We start from the raw sequence: 18,850 nt of genomic DNA on the forward strand, positions 1-18,850 counted from the left end.
ATAATGATGATAACATAAAGAACGCGTTAAAGATAATTTGCAGTTACTAAATTGAAGTTCAAAATTTATAAGCTCAACTATTTTTTTATAATGTGTGGTTCAAGAGTAGAAACATAAGGTTCGTGATCTCTGAGACTAGAGATCCAGTGGCCAATTTACTCATGGAAGAGATAATATTAGAGGCTGTCGATAAAGGATGCTCTATCGATACCCTCAGGTTATGGGTTAATGATAGATGTCTTGTAATGGGTAGAGGTTCAAAAGGTTATGGATGGTACAATGAGGATCTCGCTACAAGAATGGGCATTAAAATTTACAGGAGGATAACGGGAGGAGGCGTTGTATACCATGATGGTGGTAACCTAAATTGGAGTTTTTATATAAGACATCAAGATAAAAACGTGGATATAGAAGAATTATTTAAGGGCCCCGCTCAAATTATAATAAAGGCTTTACACAACTTAAACATTGATGCATATTTTGTGCCACCGAATAGGATCGAATATAGAGGTTACAAAATATCAGGCATGGCAGCATATGTTAAGAGAAATGCAGTCTTAGTGCATGGAACGCTCCTTGTTAGTGCAAACCTAGAAGAGCTGAATAAACTATGTATACCACCGTTAAATTCTCCACCTGTAACAAATCTTATACAATGGAAAAAAGACCTTACAGTGCACAAAATAATAGATGTTATAGAAATCACTCTCCAACATGAAGGATTTAGCGTTATAAAGTCAAATCTTACTTCATGGGAAGATAAACAAGTCAAAGAGAAAATGCAAAATATGCTCGATCTCATACATTAATTAATGCGACATGGTGTTCCTTCTGAACGCACAGACAAAGAACTTGTGAACCTTTACATCAATTTAATGAAAGCGTAAAAGTCTGAAAAATTTTATCGTTTAAGATATTCTTATGTTATTTTGTAGGACCTTTGATAGGTAGGAGCTGCATTAGGTGTTAATTAAAGTGGAAGTTTATTGACACTCTCCACGGCTAAAGCCGGGAGATTCTCGGTTTGTCGTGGGGCCTCCACTCATTCTACCGAGTTCTGGGCTGTGTCAAGGCAGCCCCTGCCATGGACATGTAGTCCATAGCCCGCTTGCTGGAACCACCCTCACTCTTCTCGGTTCGGAGCCTTATTCCAGCTTTCGGACTTCCGAACCACATGCGAGCGACCCGCTCAAGGAGATGGTAGACTTGGATGAATATAAACTTAACGGCGATCCATCTCCACGACCGAAGTCGGAGGCCTTCTCGCCGAAAGAGTGGTAAGTATCTTAAGTTATAAATAATAAATAGGGTTGTTCTAAATATTCTTTTATTGTATTTACGAATTCTGCTGCCATAGCTCCGTCAATGATTCTGTGATCGAATGATAGTGATAAATACATTATTTTTCTTGTTATGAGTTTGTCATCTTTTATGACCGGTTTTTCTAGTATTCTATGTATGCCTAGTATGGCTGCTTCTGGATAATTTATTATGGGTACAGAGAGTATGCCTCCTATAGATCCTATGTTTGTGATTGAAAATGTGCTGTCTCTAACATCGTTTAATTCGAGTTTTTTATTTCTGGCTTTTTCCGTCAGTGTTTCTATTTCTTTTGCAAGTTCTATTATATTTTTTTTGTCAGCATTTTTGATAACTGGCACTACTAGTCCTTCTTGTGTTGCTGTAGCAATTCCTATATTATAATATTTTTTTATCACTATTTCATTTTTCTCTTCATCTAATGTTGCGTTGAAGATTGGATATTTTTTAAGTGCTTGTATGACTGCTTTTATTATGAATGGTAGATATGTTAGTTTTATGTTCTGTGCTGAGAGAGCTTCTTTTAGTTTTTCTCTAATGCTTACAAGTTCTGTTACATCTATTTCTTCAAAATGTACTGCATGTGGTATGTTTTTTATTGCTTGTTTCATATGTTCTCCTATTTGTCTTCTCATACCTCTGTATGGAATTCTTTCCACTTGTTGTTCTCGTGTTATCGTGATTTGTTCTGCTGGTTGTGGTTTGGGTGTTTCTATAGATTGAGCATATTGACGGACATCTTCTTCTGTGATACGTCCGCTAGGTCCTGTACCTTTGACTTTAGTTATGTCCACACCTAGTTCCCTAGCTAGTCTCCGTACGGCTGGAGTTGCCAGTATTTCCATTGGTTTCTGTGTTGTAGTGGGCTGGCTTGAGATTTGTGTTTGTTGTGTTATGTATTGCGGTTGTTGTTCTGGTGGTTGTTCGCCCTCTTCTAGTATGGATATTATTGGTTGTCCTACTCTGATTTTTTCACCCTCTTTTGCAAGTATTTTATGTATTGTTCCATTTTTAGGTGATGCGATCTCTATATTTACTTTTTCTGTCATAACTTCTGCTATTGGCTGGTCGGCCTTTACTTTTTCACCTTCTTTTACCAGCCATCTTATTATCTCGGCTTCTACGGTTCCTTCCCCTATGTCTGGCAGTTTAAAGATGTATGGCATTGCTTTTCACCTAGTATGACATAACATGTTTTATAGCTTTAAGAACACGTTGCGCGTTAGGCATGTAGAGATTTTCAAGTGTATAAGGAAATGGTGTATCGAACCCTGTCACTCTGATTATTGGCGCTTTTAAATATTCTATGGCTTTTTCGCTTATTAGTGCAGAAATTTCAGCACCAAACCCGAGTGTTTTGGGAGCTTCGTGTAATATTATTGCTCTACCTGTTTTCTTGACAGAATTTATTATGGTTTGTATATCTAGTGGTATTAATGTTCGTAGGTCTATGATTTCTACATTGTAACCTTCTCTGCTTGCTAGTTCTGCTGCTTCAAGAGCTACATGAACCATTGCTCCATATGAGTATATCGAGACATCATAACCTTCTTTGACTATCCTTGATTTTCCTAGAGGGACTATGTAGTCATCATCAGGTACTTCTTCTTTGATTGCCCTGTATATTTTTTTCGGTTCCATGAATATTACCGGGTCTTGGTCCCTGATCGCTGCTTTGAGTAATCCTTTTGCATCATATGGTGTTGATGGTATCACGACCTTTAGTCCTGCTGTGTGTGCGAAGTATGCTTCTCCGCTTTGTGAATGATAATGTCCACCTTTTACACCACCACCGTAAGGTGTTCGTATAACTACATGAGCGGTAAACTGTCCTCCTGACCTATATCTCATCTTTGCTAAGTGATTTACTATTTCTTCGAATGCTGTGAAAATGAAATCTTGAAATTGTATCTCTGCAATTGGTATGAGACCGTATATGGCCATCCCTATAGAAATACCAATGATTCCGGTCTCGCTTAATGGTGTGTCTATGACTCTGTTTTCACCGAATTCCTTAAGTAATCCATCAGTGACCCTGAATACTCCCCCTAATCTTCCTACATCTTCGCCTAGCACCACTATTCTGTCATCTTTCTGCATTTCCTCTTTTAGTGATGCATTTATCGCCTGTAATATGTTAATGACGGCCATTATTTGACCTCCTGGATTTCTTTTTCTTTCTCTTTTAGTTCATCCAGAAGAAGTTCCATTTGTTCTTTTAGGTTCCAGGGCATTTCAGCATACACATCTTCGAATAAAGTTCTTGGGTCTGGGGGTGGTGTTTGCTCCATTTCATTAATTATGATATTTATTTCATCTTCAATCTTTTTTGCTGTCTCATTCTCATCATCTTCGCTCCATATTCCTTTTGATTCTAGGTAAATTCTAAATCGTTTAAGCGGATCATAACGCCGCATTGTCTCGACTTCTTCATGAGTTCTGTATTTTGTAGGATCGTCTGACGTGGAATGCGCACCGAGTCTATAGGTTACTGCCTCAATTAAGGTGGGACCTTCACCTTTACGAGCTTTTTCAATGGCTTCCTTCGTTATTGCGTATGATGCAAGTATATCATTTCCATCGATTCTTATACCTTGAAATCCGTATGCTATAGCTTTTATTGCGATCGTTATGCTTGCAGTTTGTCTAGAAACTGGAAGTGAGATTGCGTATTGATTATTTCTGCAAAGAAATACTACAGGTGCCTTGAAGACTCCTGCAAAATTCATACCAGTGTGGAATTCGCTTGTTGATGATGCTCCATCACCAAAGTATGTAAGTACTACGCGTTTATCATTACGTAGCTTTGCAGCTATTGCAAAACCTGTTGCCATTGGTATTTGAGTTCCAACAGGACTTCCAGGTGTTACGTAGTTTATTCGTTTAAATCCCCAGTGATTAGGCATTTGTCTGCCTTTGTTTACATCTGCTGCATTGCCATACACTTGGGCTATTAGTTCTTTTAATGTAGCGCCTCTTATTAGTGCTGCTCCAGGTTCTCTGTAGGCTGGAAATATCCAATCATCAGGTCCTAATGCGTATGCGCTTCCCACATATGCTGCCTCTTCTCCTTCTGAGGTAATATAAAATCCAATTCTACCTTGTCTTTGTAAGATTAACATCTTTTTATCCAATATACGCACTGTCAACATTGTTTTGTACAAGTGTTTTAATTCGTTTGATGTAAGTTTTGGCTCAAGTTCTTGATCATATGTTCCATCTGGTTTAAGAATTTGAAATGTTTTTATTGCACGATCAATATCAATCCCAGAAATTGACATTACACGTAACACCATGTATTGAAAATTATTGCATGTATATATTTTTCATCTATCCTATATGAAAATTCATCTATCTTTTTTATATAAGTAGTTTATGAGCGTATTTGATGCTGATTCTCTCTATAATTAAAGTTGAGGAATGCTAACTTAATGATCTTGTTATATTAAACTTTAACAAAGATATTTCTATGAATTATGTTCCATGACTCGCTTAAGCTTTTTTATAGATTATTAGTAATAATTTACCCCAGAACTTTAGTTTTGGATTCGTGTAAATTCTTATTTAACCTCCTCCTGTCCTGAGAGGCAAAAGGTTTTTCTCGGGAGTTCATTAGTTCTCTGCATCAATTCGAGGACGCGATGAATGATGACAGCGTCGACCTTTCAGAGGCGCCTTACAAACAGATGCATAATCTATAAGTGTATAGCTTATACTAAATAAGGCTAAAAACTCTATGTTCGAGCACTCAGAAAATTAATAGGGAACATGATGATCTTCGCGTTGGTACTAGGCTTTCTTCAACTGTAGTTTTCAGATCCATATATAATGTTAAGTCCTTTGGATTGTTTTTGAGTATACTATTGCACCTATTATTATGAATGCTGTTGAGAATATTATAGCATATAATATATTCTGGATCGCTGGTGTTTTATTTGTAAGAGCACTTCTTAGGATATCTGTTCCGTGGGTTACTGGATTGTACATAGCTATTAAAGGTATTGGTTGTGGTAGCGTATCGAGGATTTGTATTGGGTAAAAGATTGTGCTACAAAAAAGTAGAACGAAGTAAAAGAGTCCTCGTAATGTTACGTATAAATCAAAACTTTTTGTAGATGCAGCCATGGATATACTAAGCGAAGAAATTCCTAAGGAGAGAATTGACAGTATAACGAGAGATAGAAGAATGATATTCCAGTTTAGTGTTGTTTCTAGTAAGTAATAGTAAACGATGTTAATTATTAGAAATGGTGACATGTACATTACTCCTCGTATTCCACCTGAAATAATGCGACCAAAAATTATTTCGTTTTTTGATATAGGTAAACTTAATAGATAATGATGTATCATGCGTCTAAGTTCCATGTTTATTTCACGTCCTATTGCGAATGCCGAAGCGAAAAGTGCTCCTACTGTAATTCCTGGGAGTACAAAGTTAAAGTATTGAAAACGTGTTATTATGTTATTGAATATGAGTGCCAATATTGCGATATCAGCTATGTTCATACTTATAAGACCTGCTAACCACCATTTGTATTTGAAAAAGTTCTTTACGTCGTGTTCTACTATATAAATGAAGTTGAATTTCAGGTCCATCCGCCTCCTTCAAGGTTTCTTTCATAAAACAAAATGGCAAGTGTTGTTGTTCCTATTGCGAAAGCAAGCAATATCACAATGCCCATGATTGGGTCTAAAGGGATTCCTTGTGGTACTAGTAATGCTGCCCTTAAAACGTCCGCTGCATAGGTTAGTGGGTTGACGCGCGCTAGTATTCCATATACTGGGTTTGATTTTGTTATTGCTTGGATAGGATAAAAGACTGTACTTAGACGTGCTATGAATGCATCCATCATGCCTAGTATTATATCGGTTTTATCTCCAGATTTTAATGTTGATGCGAGTGTAATTCCTAATCCTGCTACTCCGAATGATAATAAAAATATGGATATTCCTGCCTCTATTAGAAGTATAGGATCAGCAATCCCAACTAAATATAGTGCTGTGATAAAGGGTGGTAATGTTATTATGAGTCCTCGTAATCCTCCTCCAATTGATCGTCCAAGTTCAAGTTCTTTTCTTGTTATAGGTAAGCTCAATAAATAATCAACTACACCACTTTCTGCCTCTTCTAGAATTTCGTAAGCTATTGTTATAGATGATGAATATAGAGTAACTACATATATACCGATTGTATAATATTCTTTATAGTAATAATATGATGGCGAGACAAGATTAGCTAGCGCATATCCGAATACAGCTACTTGCACGAAAAACCATATCCATCTCATTGTCATAAATGCTTTTTGTTGGTTAATTAACCTAAGATCACGTTCAGCAACTAAGAATATTATTTTTATATTCATTACCTTTCACCGACACTCACTTCAGTTAACGTCTCACCAGTGTAATATAGAAATACATCATCAAGTGTTGGCTCCCTGATGGTTGCTGACAGAATTTTTATACCTCTATTGTTTAAGAATGATATTAATTGGGGTAAAAATTCTTCTCCTCTATTAAGATAAATTCTTAAGATTTTATTAGAATAACTTATTTTGGAGATTCGTTCATCAGATCGTATCTCATTTAATAAGCTTGAATTGATATTGCTCTCGACTTTTAATTCTATAACATCACCACTTGGTACAGTATCTTTTAATTGACTTGGTGCTCCAGAAGTCACGATCCTACCTTTGTAAATTATGGCAACTCGATCAGATAAAATGTCAGCTTCGAATAAATCGTTTGTAGAAAGGATAATTGTTGATCCTGTGTCTCGAAATTCTCTAATCATGGACCATATAAAATGTTTACCTGTTACATCAATTTGTGACGTCGGTTCGTCGAATATTGCGATTTTTGGTTTTTTAATTAAAACTTTTCCTACCTCAATTTTTTTCCTTTGCCCTCCAGATAACTCGAACACCTTTTTGTTCCGCGAATCCCACAAATCTAATTTCTCGAGTACATCTCTTACTATGTTTTTTGCTTCTTCACCTCTATATCCACAAACCTTTGCATGCCAGTAGAGAACTTCCCATGGTGTGTTGATCCAGTAAACTTTAGGGTCTTGAAAAGCAATTCCTATAATTTCTCTGACTTTCTTAGGTTGTCTTCTGATATCATAACCATCGATTATAGCTGTACCATCAGATGGTTTTATCACAGTAGCCAGCATGAGTATGGTAGTAGTCTTTCCAGCACCATTAGGTCCCAGAAATCCAAAGATTTCATTCTCATAGATTTTTAAACTTATATGATCGACTGCAAGATTTTTACCATAATATTTAGTTAGACCATGAATTTCTACAGCAACTTTGCTCATTTTTCTTTAAAAGATAAATCTATCAGCTATATAAATCTATTACAGTTATCACAACCTTTTTAGTTGCTCTAGAATGATTCACGTTTAAGTTTCAGTCTATCCTTTCTTTACAAGCATCTCATAAGAAACAGCAAGAAAGCAGATCCTTTAATTAATGTGCGAAAAACGCGTTAATTAATGAATCTTTATAAAATGAAACAAAAATAACTCATAGGCTGCGGTGTTAGAGAAGTGACAACGGCATCTTTTTGTTTGGGGACAGCTCATAAAGAATCTGAGCATTGACTTTATTTTTATCATAAAAGCGGTTGTGAACTCTTATTCTTCTGAGACACATTTTTATTTTTGTTAAAAGTGTAAGATGTAGGTAGCAAATGTTTAGTGGTGATTTGTCGTCCCAAAGTGATCGAAGGTTTATAATTCGGTTAGTGACTGACAGTGATAAAGATTTTGTAATGAGCTATACTAGTAAGACTTGGGAGTGGGGAGATTACATAGGTTATGTTTGGGACAAATGGATTAATGATAAGAATGGACAATTTGTAGCTATAGATGTAAATGGTAAAGCTGTAGCTATATGCCATATGGATGTAATCGAAGGTGGCGTGGCATGGTTAGAGGGTATGCGTGTGCATCCTGATTATCGTAATAAGGGGTTTGCTTCTATACTCACGAGTTATTGTATAAGTATTGCCAAAGAGCGAGGGCTTTCGTATGCTATGTTGGTCACGTCTTCAAAAAATAAGCCTGCACAGAGAGTAGCGGAGAAGTTAGGATTTTCTGTAATGGCTAGGTATACGAATTTTAAAGATGAAGTTAAAGAATTTGCTAAAGAAGAAAGTAAGGCGCACAGAGCAACACTTCATGAATTCGATTTAGTGTGGAACTATCTATCTTCTTCTTGCAATTATTCGTTTAATAATGGTATAATTGGTTCTCAGTCGAAAAAGTGGGCCTTTACGTTTATTAATGAAAAAACTTTAAAAGAAGATATCATTTTGGGCAATGTAATAATTCATGGGGTAAGGCAGCTTGATGGAATTGCAATTTTAGGCTCTACATCGGATGATGATAATCTTTATGTTAGATTCATCGATGGTGTTCCAGATGGGCTTAAAGAAATAGTTAAGGCTTTACGGTTATATAGGTCTGAATCTGGTTTGAATGGTATAGAAGGATTTGCACCAGTAACAAGTTTAATAATTAATATCTTGAAGGACGAGGGTTTTAGTGTTAATGAGGGAAGACAATTGCTTGTTTATGCCTTGAAATTTTCTAGTTAATGCTTTTTTATTCTGAAGAATAAGTTTTTGAATTATTTGCTATTTCTTTATTCTCCATACTGTCCTGTCTTTGAAATCTTCTATCTCTATGCCGAGTCTTCTTAATTCTGAAGCTATCCAATCGGCTGTAGTGTAGTCTTTTGTTTTTCTATGATGTTGTCTGACCTCAATGAGCAAATCTATTACTTTTGATGTTAAATCTGTCTCACTAGTTTGTACTTGTGTTAATTGTTTTTCAAATAAACCGAATACTGCACCGAAGTCCTGGAAAAGATGCAGTGATTTATTTACTACAGCATACGTTGGATTATAGACTATGGTTCCTCTTACTATTGATTGTAGTTTATAAAGATATGTAAGTGCTAATGGAGTGTTGAAGTCATCAGCCATAGCTTCTATGAAGTTTTTCTCAATGTTTACTAAATCATTCATGATTAATAACTCTTTCTCATCTAGTTTGTATGATGGTTCTACTTCTTTGCTTATTTTTGTGAGAAGTTCTAATGAGGCTAAAAGTTTATCATAGCTTTGTGACGCATGTTCTAAACCTTCAAAATTAAATTCCAGTGGACTCCTGTATTGAGTTCCTATTAAGTATAATCTGAGAGCTTCGGGTTTGAATTTTGTTAATAATTCTTTTAGGGGAATCATGTTTCCCATGGATTTCCCCATTCTTTGCCCAGAAACTGTGACTAAACCGGTGTGCATCCAGTATTTGACCCATCGATGTCCAAATAATGCTTCGCTCTGTGCTCTTTCATTCTCATGATGCGGGAATATTAGATCTTGTCCTCCGCCATGTATATCAAATTCTTCTCCGAGATATTTGGTTGACATTACAGAGCATTCTATGTGCCATCCAGGTCTTCCTTTACTCCATGGGCTATTCCAGTAAGGTTCGTTTGGTTTGAAAGACTTCCATAGCGCGAAGTCATAAGCTTTTCTTTTTCCTTCACCTGGCTCTACTGTTTTTAATTCCTCACGTTTTATTTTTGAAAGTTCGCCATAATTATTATACGAATCTACATTGAAATAGACACTACCATCTTGAGATACATAAGCACAACCTTTTTCAATTAGCCTTGTTATGAAATTTATTACATCATTTATATGTTCGGTTACTCGTGGCTGCACATACGCTCTTTTTATGAGTAATCTGTCCATATCCTCAAAGTATGCTTTTATATAATAATCAGCAATTTCTTTCCAGTCACGATTTTCTTTTATTGCACGATTTATTATCTTGTCATCTATATCTGTTATATTTTGAACATAAAATACACTATAGCCAATAAACTCAAAGAATCTTCTGACTATGTCGAACACTACATAGGTTCTTGCATGACCTACATGACTATGATCATAGACCGTCGGTCCGCATACATACATTTTAACAATACCTGGTATAACAGGCTCGAACAACTCTTTACTTCCAGTTAATGTATTGTAAATTTGCATTTGCACATAATTCACGCTCTTATTAAAATCAATAATCTATATTAAGCTTACTCGTTTAAAATTTTAACTAAAATTCTCAAAGTAACAGATAGTATCATGTTGAAATCCCCCTTGTTCTTACTTGACTATTTTTATAGAATAAATATAAAAAAATAATTATGATTTTTATGTCTTTACTTTACTGCTTTTCTGAAGTATGTTCCACAGTTTGTACACTTAAAGAGACCTATTGTTATTGGTTTTCTTCCTTTTGGAGCAAGTTGCCAACTCTTTTGTGGAGAGGCTACTTCAGTTCCACATTTTGGGCATTTCGCCATTTTTTATCCCTCATTAATTAATGTATATCATGCCATATATAAACCTTTCCATAAAAAATGTTATATTCAATGAGATACATCAGAAATTATAATAATTATGAAAAATTATTTTCAAATATTTCAGTAATTTACATCAGATAAGTATATTATATAGTTGTATGCTTAGAATATAACTTATTATCATCATTTAGTTCAATTATTCATCACAAATTACATAATTATATATGTTTTAAATATTAGCTAAAATATCATTAATTAAAAATATTATATTCTTAATTTCTTTCTTTCCATGGTTCTATCTGTATTGTCGAATGACTTATATTATATTTCTCTTTAAGCAATAAATTTATGCGAGAAAGTATTTCAGTTGCACTATTGAGATTGCTATCAGTAATTGCAACATGACATGTTAACATCATTATTTCTGGTGTTATACACCAAACATGAATATCATGGACATCTTTAACACCATCCACTCTCATCAACGTTTCTTTCACATCCTCTAAACGTATGTTAGCAGGTACACTTTCAAGGAGCACATCAATAGCATTTTTTACTATGTGTACTCCTCCTCTTAAAATGAATATTCCTATAATAATGCTTATTATAGTATCAGTGATATACATTTTTGTTGTCATGATAATAACACCTCCAGCAATTACAGTAACTGATTGTAAAGTATCAGTAACCACATGATAATAAGCTGATTTAACATTTAAATCAGCAGTTTGCTTTAATATTAATACCATGTAAAGATTAACAAGGAGTCCTATCATCGCAAATACTAATAGAAGCATAGGGAGAACTTCTGGTGGATTAAATAATCTTACGTACGCCTCATAAAATATATAAAACGAGAGCAAAAAGAGTAGTAAACCGTTTATAAAAGCTGCTATTATCCTGATTCTATGAAATCCATAAGTCATCTTGTTCGTAGGTAATCTATGAGATATTTTAATTGCCAGAAAACTTAGTGTAAGAGCAAATATATCAGTTAATACGTGTCCGGCATCACTTATTAAAGCTAAACTGTTACTTATGATACCCCCTATCACCTCAAATGCAAACAACGCAATACTAATACCTAGTACAAGCAATAGTTTATTATCCTCCTTATACTTATGCACTAGACTATCATCATGCATTAACTGTCACATTATTTGTAACTAAAAACACTTATTTAAAAATAAACTTGGTTTAATACTTTTACCAACAAATACTTAAATATTCTTCAGGTTGTTATAGTCTTTATCTCACTGTGAGAGATTTAGTCTCTTTTGCTAATTTTACCAAAAACTGGTATAGATCTAATCCGCACTATACGTTTCTATATGAGACTCTGGATCATCATATGCCCCTAAATGTATGTTATGGTTTTTATGCTGATCAACATCATTAATGAACACGTCAGTTCTGCAAACACTACACCAGTAAAATTCAGACTCGCCTATTTTCATCTCTTTATAATCCGAACAGCTTTGATTGTGAAATCTTAGACCATGAAGCTTACATACACCTATTTGTACATAATGCATGTGAGGAAACCAGAATAAACAGCTTTTACAACTCATAATATCTCATATATATTAGTTAGACAAAAGTATATAAAAATATAATCATGACCTATCTCAATTCAGTAACTCAATTTTCTTATTTTGCTTAGGTTTCAGTTCTTTATTATGAGACAGTTTTCTATATTGAAAGATAGCTTTTTTATTTATTTGCTCTTTGGATCACTGTACGAAAGTTTCTAATAGTATATGAGATGAAATATGATACTATGGTTATTATGAACTATCAGATTTAAATACTATGTGTTAAATAATCAAATCTTCCTCCATCCACAACAATAGTTTGTCCTGTGATATATCTGGAAACATTTGAAGCAAGAAATACAGCAACTTTAGCAATGTCTTCTGGCTCTCCAGTAATATTTAACATTGTCTTTGATCTGATTAATTCTTTTGTTCTTGCTATCTCTTCTTGGTTTTTACTTCTAACAGTCATATCAGTGGAAATCCAACCTGGGGCAATTGCGTTTACACGTATGCCATACGAACCAAGTTCAAACGCTAATCTCTTAGTTAATATTATTAATGATGCTTTGGTTATTGCATAAAATGTTGTTCCTTGTAATGAGGTCCCTAATCCTGCAATAGAAGCAATATTAATTATTGCACCATTGTTCTTTTCCTTCATGTCAGAGAGCGTTTCTAATATTGTATAAATACTGCCAAAAAGATTGATCCTTAACATTTTTTCAAAATAATCCTCCCTATAATCCTCAAACTTCATAAGATGCAAGATTCCTGCATTATTTACTACAACATCAATCTTACCTAAGAGAGCATGTATTCTCTCAACCATCTCTTTAACTTGAACACGATCAGATATGTCAGCCTTAAATATCTCAACTCTTCTGCCAAGTTCTTTCTTTAATCTTTTTGCTAATTCTTCATTAGTATTGTAATTCACAGCAATTATTGAACCGTGTCTATGAAACTCTTTAGCTATCGCATGACCTATTCCTCTAGATGCTCCAGTAATTAAAACTATTTTATTTTTAAGATCCTCATATAAATTATTTATTTCTAAGGTTCTCATATAAATTGCTGTTATCAATGCAAGTTAATAAATTTTTCAGTATACGAAAATATCATAAACTCGGTGTCATAATTAATGGAATTTAATAATCAGAAAACTTCTACATTTTAGATGATTAACTATGATAGCAAAAAATATTTTAGAATAGCTATGAAAAAATAAAGTCAAAGAATGAACTTCTTGTAGCCAGAAAAATTAAAACAACATCAAAAACCTTTTATTTTAGCTGTTATATTATTATATGTGCGGTGGTGGTAGGGCTAGGGGGCTCGGCCTCCCCACTCAGCAAATGGTCGATATGGCTGAGCCAGTAACCCCAGTGTAAGTAGAGGTATAGATTAATGGGGTCGTGCCATAAACAATGACCATTCACCCTGCGGGATCTCCGTAGGGAGATAGCCCCTTTGGAGGAAGGGGTAAATCTTCCTAACCGTCCGAACCGAGTTAGGTCCGGAAGGGAGCGGCTCTAAGGACGGGCGGGGATGTTCGCAGGTCATGGATGGGAGCGGAGGCACGGTATACCATGATCTATATCTCTACCGAATCTGGGGAGCACCACCGCACTATTCAAACACTTCTGCAATAAGCTCATTATAATACAATTAAACCAAAAAGTAAAAACCATAACTTTATGAAGTAATGCTGCATCTTATAAGTGATTCATCGGTGATATTGTCTATGTTGTTATTCCAAGTTCTTCTAGGAGTTCGCATGCCCTGCATAGATCACCGGTTGATGTTGGTTCGCCGCAACGTTTGCAGAATTTAATTTGTGGTTCTTTTATGACGTTGTTAATGTTTACTGTTTCTATTATAAAGCTTGGTTGATATACCTCTGGTTTGATTTGTTCCAGAATGTTATCGACTGATTTTACTAGATTGTATTTGAATCCTGGTTGTGTTTTTTCTAGGTCGTTAAGGAACTTACGTAGTTTTCCTCTTAGAGAAAGTTCTACGTAGGGACATTCTTGTTCAAATGATGGCATGTTTTTTAGGTATGCATAGAGCGTGATTTCGTTTTCTGGAACATATCTTAATGGTTTTACTCTTGGTATGAAACCTGGTAAATCTTTTATTGGTTTTGGTCCAACTCTTAGCAGTCTTTCTATATTGTTTCGTCCCATATTCATTAAAATTGTTTGAGCCTCATCGTCTAGATTGTGTCCTGTGGCTACTTTCGTGGCTCCTAATTGTTTTGCAACTGTGTTAAGTAATCTTCTTCGCATGACTCCACAGTATGAGCAAGGATTGAGACCTGTTTTTCTTTTGTTTGCTTCTTGTACTATTTCGCTTAATGTGTATCCATATTCTTTTTTGAAGTGGAACACATAGTGCTCTATTTTTCTTCCTCCATCGTTTGTTGCTATATTTATCACTTCTTTTACTATTTTTTCTCGATTTTCGCTGTATTGTGGTATTCCCTCTATTATTGTTACTGCAAAGAGATCTGCTGCTGGGTAATTTTTCTCGATCTTGCTAAGTATGTATAGTAGTACTGAACTATCCTTACCTCCTGATGCAGCAATCATTATTTTATCATTCCATGTGAAAAGGTTGTTTTTGTTTATGTTTCTTTTCACATTCTCTTCTATTGAGTGTACAAAGTGTGATTCACAAAGTGTTTCTGCTGTGTGCGCTCTATAATAGAATGCTGATTTTCCACATTTACATACCTTCATCTATATCACTCTTATACTAAAAGCCATATTAGTTATTAGTAACATGATTGCTGTAATGCGCAATAATGTTATTGTTATGTTGCTTAAAAATCCTTTCTTATAGCTGAGGATTTCGTAAAATATTTTATCTCCATCCAATCCTGGTATTGGTAATGAATTAAAAATTGCTACGCTGAGTGAAATTAAATTTCCCCATGCAAGGAATGAAATTATCCAATATGGTATTATCGGATCCAAACCGAACTTTGGTTTATAATAATTATAGACACCTATCCCTATAATTCCGCGAGATGCATTGGTAGGGTGTGGTATTAGTTTTATTGTAACATTCCTTATTATATTATCATGCTCAAGTGTTATTATTAGTGTTTGACCTGGAGCAGCATTAGCTAAATATGCTGTGAATTCTTGAATGTTTTTGATTAACGTTCCGTTAAGCGCTATTATTACGTCTCCTAGCTGTATATTTGCATTGCTTGCTGGCGAGTTTTGTAGGACGTCTGAAATATAAATTCCTTCGGGTTGTGCGGAGTAGCCCCACGACCACAATAATGGCGCGTTAAGTAGTAGTATGAAGAGTATGATCCATGTAAGGAAGTTAACAAATGTTCCAGCACTGAATGTGAGTAATCTGTCTGTTTTTTTAGCTTTATTTGCTGATTCCTCATCTATTTCAACAAATCCTGCTGGAAAGAATGCGAAAAGTGCAAAACCAACCCATTTAACTTTTATTCCACGCGCTGAAGCTACTATAGCGTGTGCTATTTCATGTGTGGCTAGTATTATGCCTACTATTATAAAGAATATTATAAATTCGTCTAATGTAAAGTTTATTGTAACACCTGGCACTATTGGTACTACTGGTGATGATGGGCCTGTTTGTGGATAGATAAAACGTATTAGGTTTTGTGCTAAAAAGTAAAAGCCGAATAATGCCAATCCTAAAGAGTAAAATAATGCTAGGTATCCGAACGTTGACCATGCCAGTGTGCGTTTTGTACCCATTTTGATTAATTTTTCACCCTTAGATAACCTCCAAATAAATATGAATGGGTACATCGTAATTCCTTTTTCTCTTAATCTTTTTTTAATAAATGGTATTATAGATATTATGTATGCTGTTACCCATGCTATTGTAAGATATATTAGAGGTTGTATTGCTACCACTAACTCGCACCAAGCTTTTAAAACTTTTAATAATTTAAAGTTTAACTAAATGTAATATATCACCACATTAATTACTCATAATAGACGTTTTTTAAGAGCTGGTTTTTTACTAATTAGATGACGTAAAGCTTGTTCTATACTTTCATTAGGAGCTAGCGTGTAATCTATGTAAAGGCCAGTACGGCCTATTTGGTTTCTTCTGAGTAACACTCTTTTTCTTTCTAAAACAGTTTCAATATCAATATTTAATAGCTTCGCTACGAAACTTTCCTGACCTATAATAGGCATTTCGATATGTCCTTTTGGAGTGGGTTGTATTAGCATTAAACGTTTATCAACGCCAGGCACTCGTACATTATTCTTTAACTCATCATAACCTACTTCACCACCAAATTTATAAAAATCGTGCTCTGTTTTGTGCAATACATCTAATGGTATTGTTATTGAAGTATACCTATCTATAACGAGTTGTAGTTTTGGAATATGGAACGGTGTTGCTTGAATTATTTTCCTGACGATCACTGAAAAACCGTTTGTTTCTAATAAACTGAGCACTATGCCTTCTCCAATTGTATGTAACAAATATATATCTATATCACTGTCGGGTTCTACATCACCTCTAGCAATACTTCCATGAACGTATGCAGAAATACCATTATCTTTAAACATTTCAATAATCTTCAATGCATGTGAACGCTTCTCACGCAGAATATTCCATCGCTTATCGTCGTAAATGATTTCAGCAACTTCACCTTTGACTCTAGGAATTATTTTTCTTTTCCCTTTAACTCTTTCCACGGTTGATATATTTCTTTAACGTATATTTGTATTTATTTAGAAAAAATAGAGATAATGCTTATACTTTTCGTAACTTATTTACATCCTTTAATATACTGCTAATGTTATTTTCGTTTAGTTCTTCTAACCTACTTCCCTGATTGTCATATAGAAAGATCTTATTTTCATCCTCGTCTCTTACCTTCGCATGATCTCCGTGGCATATTGGATATGTTTGGCTTAATCCGCACATACAAATGTGTATCGTTTCTCCATTCGGAGTTTTATAAAGATATGGCCTCTTTGCAGTATGAAATATCACTCTCATCATAGATCAAAATCAATAGACTAATGAGTAAATATAAACTTAACTCTCGATCATAAGTTTTTGCTAATAACTCACTATTTAAACCTTTATTACTATGGTATAGTATTAAATGAACAAGTGATAATGTACGTTGTTGTAGTTTGTAAAAGTTTATTAATGTTGTTTTTGCATTTTTGAGATAGTATGAGAATGCATAGACTTGAGGTTATAGGTCTTTTAGCAGAGTTTGCTGGTCATTGTGCACATTGTGATAATGTTATGATGGCGTTCAAAATCAATCCTGTTAAAGGCCAGTACTATGAATATCCGGAGCATGTTAGGGTTGAGCAGGAGAAGTTGTCTGATTTAATCGTGAGAGTTGCTATGGATTATGCTCCAAATCTTTTTGTAGTAATTTATAATTCATTTTCACCGAGTGGATTTTTCAAACTAATTAGACATAGAATATTGCGTGAACCTGCTTTTATATTGGATGGAAAAGTTCTAATAAAAGGGCGTATTCCAGAGTATCAAGAACTTAAAGAAATGTTAGATAAGAGTACCAAAAGTTAATAATTATTAATGCCCAATTATTGGAGTTGGGGTATAGTTTTTGATGAACTATGCTCAAAGGTTGATGCCTTGGGATCTATAATTTTCTTGGCTCTGTTAACTGCTATTGCTGCCTGACCAAAGCCTACTGCTAACAAATTATATTTTGTCCCGTCGATGGGTGACGCTATATCTCCAGCAGCAAATACTCTTGGAAGGTTTGTCTCCATGTTAGCGTTTACTTTGATACCTTTCTCATCCATCTGTAAGCCCCATGTTCTTAATGGTCCTAGATCTGCCTTGTATCCTATAAACATAAGGATTGCATCTACAGGTAATCTAGTCGTCTCTTTAGTTCTGTTATCAAAAACTACCGCTTCACGTACCCATGTATCACCCTTTACTTCTCCTAGCTCCGTGAAAAGTTTTATTTCGATACCGGATTTAAATAATTCTTCTACGCTCTTTTCATGAGCCCTGAAAACATCCCTTCTATGTATTAGAGTAATTTTTTCTGCTATATCTTTTAGGTTAAGGGCCCAATCTACTGCTGAATCACCACCACCTACGATAAGTATCTTTTTACCTCTGAAGTCTTCTCTTCTTTGTACAGAATAAAAGACACCCCTATTCTCGAACCTTAAAATCCCTGGCACGTTTAATTTATTAGGTATAAAAGAACCAATGCCTGCACATATTAAAACAGTCTTAGTTAAATGAGTGTCTTTATTGGTTAATATTTCAATTATCTGGTCATCTTTATAGTTTAGCGCTATGGCTTGTTCGTTAAATCGAAAGACAGGGTTAAATTGTGATGCCTGTTCCACTAATTTTTCTATAAGTTCTTTAGCAGTAATTTTAACAAAACCAGGCACATCATAAATATATTTCTCTGGATAAAGTGCTGTTAGTTGGCCTCCTGGATTATCCATTATTTCTATTATCTTGGTCTTCATTTCACGTAAACCTGCATAAAACGCTGCAAATAATCCTACAGGGCCAGCTCCTATTATTGTTATATCATAGACTTGATTATCGCTCATTGCTCACCAAGAATACCAT

The 18,850-nt window shown here is 34.8% G+C and carries 19 protein-coding genes and 1 other RNA gene; 4 read left to right on the forward strand and 16 right to left on the reverse strand.

Annotated elements, in window-relative coordinates:
* Positions 1–92: 92 nt before the first annotated feature.
* Positions 93–809, forward strand: coding sequence for a biotin/lipoate A/B protein ligase family protein (locus QW128_03985; protein ID MEM3832745.1), 717 nt, complete (start codon positions 93–95; stop codon positions 807–809).
* Positions 810–1,286: 477 nt separating this feature from the next.
* On the opposite strand, the gene QW128_03990 is transcribed toward QW128_03985, so the two are convergent.
* The 6 genes from QW128_03990 to QW128_04015 all read right to left on the reverse strand — a co-directional run bounded on the left by QW128_03990 (position 1,287) and on the right by QW128_04015 (position 7,645).
* Entirely contained in the window at positions 1,287–2,486 is a 1,200-nt protein-coding gene (locus QW128_03990) for a dihydrolipoamide acetyltransferase family protein (protein MEM3832746.1), read from the reverse strand.
* 10 nt (positions 2,487–2,496) lie between these two features.
* On the reverse strand, positions 2,497–3,471 hold the full coding sequence (locus QW128_03995; GenBank protein MEM3832747.1) for an alpha-ketoacid dehydrogenase subunit beta: 975 nt from the start codon (positions 3,469–3,471) through the stop codon (positions 2,497–2,499).
* Positions 3,471–4,616 carry a pyruvate dehydrogenase (acetyl-transferring) E1 component subunit alpha gene (pdhA, locus tag QW128_04000; protein ID MEM3832748.1) on the reverse strand — a complete coding sequence of 382 codons (1,146 nt, stop codon included), beginning with the start codon at positions 4,614–4,616 and terminating at the stop codon, positions 3,471–3,473. The genes QW128_03995 and pdhA overlap by 1 nt, the downstream gene beginning before the upstream one ends.
* A gap of 535 nt (positions 4,617–5,151) precedes the next feature.
* Entirely contained in the window at positions 5,152–5,916 is a 765-nt protein-coding gene (locus QW128_04005) for an ABC transporter permease (protein ID MEM3832749.1), read from the reverse strand.
* Positions 5,907–6,683, reverse strand: a complete 777-nt coding sequence (locus QW128_04010) for an ABC transporter permease (protein MEM3832750.1) — start codon at positions 6,681–6,683, stop codon at positions 5,907–5,909. The genes QW128_04005 and QW128_04010 overlap by 10 nt, the downstream gene beginning before the upstream one ends.
* On the reverse strand, positions 6,683–7,645 hold the full coding sequence (locus QW128_04015) for an ATP-binding cassette domain-containing protein (GenBank protein MEM3832751.1): 963 nt from the start codon (positions 7,643–7,645) through the stop codon (positions 6,683–6,685). The genes QW128_04010 and QW128_04015 overlap by 1 nt, the downstream gene beginning before the upstream one ends.
* A 389-nt stretch (positions 7,646–8,034) precedes the next feature.
* Between QW128_04015 and QW128_04020 the strand changes: the two genes are divergently transcribed.
* A complete protein-coding gene (locus QW128_04020; GenBank protein MEM3832752.1) occupies positions 8,035–8,928 on the forward strand; it encodes a GNAT family N-acetyltransferase in 894 nt (297 codons plus the stop codon).
* Between the two features lie 39 nt (positions 8,929–8,967).
* Here QW128_04020 and cysS read toward each other — a convergent pair whose 3' ends face one another.
* The 5 genes from cysS to QW128_04045 form a co-directional block, all read right to left on the reverse strand.
* Positions 8,968–10,401 (reverse strand): cysteine--tRNA ligase, encoded by a 1,434-nt coding sequence (gene cysS, locus QW128_04025; protein MEM3832753.1) that lies wholly within the window; start codon positions 10,399–10,401, stop codon positions 8,968–8,970.
* A gap of 158 nt (positions 10,402–10,559) precedes the next feature.
* The gene (locus QW128_04030) at positions 10,560–10,703 is read right to left on the reverse strand and encodes a chromatin protein Cren7 (protein ID MEM3832754.1); all 144 of its coding nucleotides are present in this window, start codon (positions 10,701–10,703) and stop codon (positions 10,560–10,562) included.
* A 272-nt stretch (positions 10,704–10,975) separates the two neighbouring features.
* A complete protein-coding gene (locus tag QW128_04035) occupies positions 10,976–11,848 on the reverse strand; it encodes a cation diffusion facilitator family transporter (GenBank protein ID MEM3832755.1) in 873 nt (290 codons plus the stop codon).
* A gap of 162 nt (positions 11,849–12,010) precedes the next feature.
* Positions 12,011–12,160, reverse strand: a complete 150-nt coding sequence (locus QW128_04040; GenBank protein ID MEM3832756.1) for a hypothetical protein — start codon at positions 12,158–12,160, stop codon at positions 12,011–12,013.
* 346 nt (positions 12,161–12,506) lie between these two features.
* A complete protein-coding gene (locus QW128_04045) occupies positions 12,507–13,307 on the reverse strand; it encodes a glucose 1-dehydrogenase (protein MEM3832757.1) in 801 nt (266 codons plus the stop codon).
* A 247-nt stretch (positions 13,308–13,554) separates the two neighbouring features.
* Between QW128_04045 and ffs the strand changes: the two genes are divergently transcribed.
* Positions 13,555–13,867, forward strand: an RNA gene (ffs, locus tag QW128_04050) — signal recognition particle sRNA.
* Between the two features lie 116 nt (positions 13,868–13,983).
* Here ffs and QW128_04055 read toward each other — a convergent pair.
* The 4 genes from QW128_04055 to QW128_04070 all read right to left on the reverse strand — a co-directional run bounded on the left by QW128_04055 (position 13,984) and on the right by QW128_04070 (position 17,260).
* Positions 13,984–14,985, reverse strand: coding sequence for a TIGR00269 family protein (locus QW128_04055; GenBank protein ID MEM3832758.1), 1,002 nt, complete (start codon positions 14,983–14,985; stop codon positions 13,984–13,986).
* Positions 14,986–16,152, reverse strand: coding sequence for a site-2 protease family protein (locus QW128_04060; GenBank protein ID MEM3832759.1), 1,167 nt, complete (start codon positions 16,150–16,152; stop codon positions 14,986–14,988).
* Positions 16,153–16,227: 75 nt separating this feature from the next.
* Positions 16,228–16,950, reverse strand: a complete 723-nt coding sequence (locus QW128_04065) for a nucleotidyltransferase domain-containing protein (GenBank protein MEM3832760.1) — start codon at positions 16,948–16,950, stop codon at positions 16,228–16,230.
* Between the two features lie 58 nt (positions 16,951–17,008).
* On the reverse strand, positions 17,009–17,260 hold the full coding sequence (locus tag QW128_04070) for a hypothetical protein (protein MEM3832761.1): 252 nt from the start codon (positions 17,258–17,260) through the stop codon (positions 17,009–17,011).
* A 180-nt stretch (positions 17,261–17,440) separates the two neighbouring features.
* Between QW128_04070 and QW128_04075 the strand changes: the two genes are divergently transcribed.
* Positions 17,441–17,809 carry a hypothetical protein gene (locus tag QW128_04075; GenBank protein ID MEM3832762.1) on the forward strand — a complete coding sequence of 123 codons (369 nt, stop codon included), beginning with the start codon at positions 17,441–17,443 and terminating at the stop codon, positions 17,807–17,809.
* A 17-nt stretch (positions 17,810–17,826) separates the two neighbouring features.
* Here the strand turns inward: QW128_04075 and QW128_04080 are convergent, their stop codons facing one another.
* Positions 17,827–18,831 (reverse strand): NAD(P)/FAD-dependent oxidoreductase, encoded by a 1,005-nt coding sequence (locus QW128_04080; protein MEM3832763.1) that lies wholly within the window; start codon positions 18,829–18,831, stop codon positions 17,827–17,829.
* Positions 18,832–18,850 lie beyond the last annotated feature (19 nt).

It is taken from the genome of Thermoprotei archaeon, from assembly GCA_038881895.1.
In the GTDB taxonomy this organism is placed as follows: domain Archaea; phylum Thermoproteota; class Thermoprotei; order Gearchaeales; family WAQG01; genus JAVZOV01.

Excerpts from the sequence above, each read along its gene's own strand:
- QW128_03990 (MEM3832746.1), bottom strand. The coding sequence starts at position 2,486 with ATGCCATACATCTTTAAACTGCCAGACATAGGGGAAGGAACCGTAGAA.
- QW128_03995 (MEM3832747.1), bottom strand. The coding sequence starts at position 3,471 with ATGGCCGTCATTAACATATTACAGGCGATAAATGCATCACTAAAAGAG.
- pdhA (MEM3832748.1), bottom strand. The coding sequence starts at position 4,616 with ATGGTGTTACGTGTAATGTCAATTTCTGGGATTGATATTGATCGTGCA.
- QW128_04005 (MEM3832749.1), bottom strand. The coding sequence starts at position 5,916 with ATGGACCTGAAATTCAACTTCATTTATATAGTAGAACACGACGTAAAG.
- QW128_04010 (MEM3832750.1), bottom strand. The coding sequence starts at position 6,683 with ATGAATATAAAAATAATATTCTTAGTTGCTGAACGTGATCTTAGGTTA.
- QW128_04015 (MEM3832751.1), bottom strand. The coding sequence starts at position 7,645 with ATGAGCAAAGTTGCTGTAGAAATTCATGGTCTAACTAAATATTATGGT.
- QW128_04030 (MEM3832754.1), bottom strand. The coding sequence starts at position 10,703 with ATGGCGAAATGCCCAAAATGTGGAACTGAAGTAGCCTCTCCACAAAAG.
- QW128_04035 (MEM3832755.1), bottom strand. The coding sequence starts at position 11,848 with ATGCATGATGATAGTCTAGTGCATAAGTATAAGGAGGATAATAAACTA.
- QW128_04040 (MEM3832756.1), bottom strand. The coding sequence starts at position 12,160 with ATGAAAATAGGCGAGTCTGAATTTTACTGGTGTAGTGTTTGCAGAACT.
- QW128_04045 (MEM3832757.1), bottom strand. The coding sequence starts at position 13,307 with ATGAGAACCTTAGAAATAAATAATTTATATGAGGATCTTAAAAATAAA.
- QW128_04055 (MEM3832758.1), bottom strand. The coding sequence starts at position 14,985 with ATGAAGGTATGTAAATGTGGAAAATCAGCATTCTATTATAGAGCGCAC.
- QW128_04070 (MEM3832761.1), bottom strand. The coding sequence starts at position 17,260 with ATGATGAGAGTGATATTTCATACTGCAAAGAGGCCATATCTTTATAAA.
- QW128_04075 (MEM3832762.1), top strand. The coding sequence starts at position 17,441 with ATGAGAATGCATAGACTTGAGGTTATAGGTCTTTTAGCAGAGTTTGCT.
- QW128_04080 (MEM3832763.1), bottom strand. The coding sequence starts at position 18,831 with ATGAGCGATAATCAAGTCTATGATATAACAATAATAGGAGCTGGCCCT.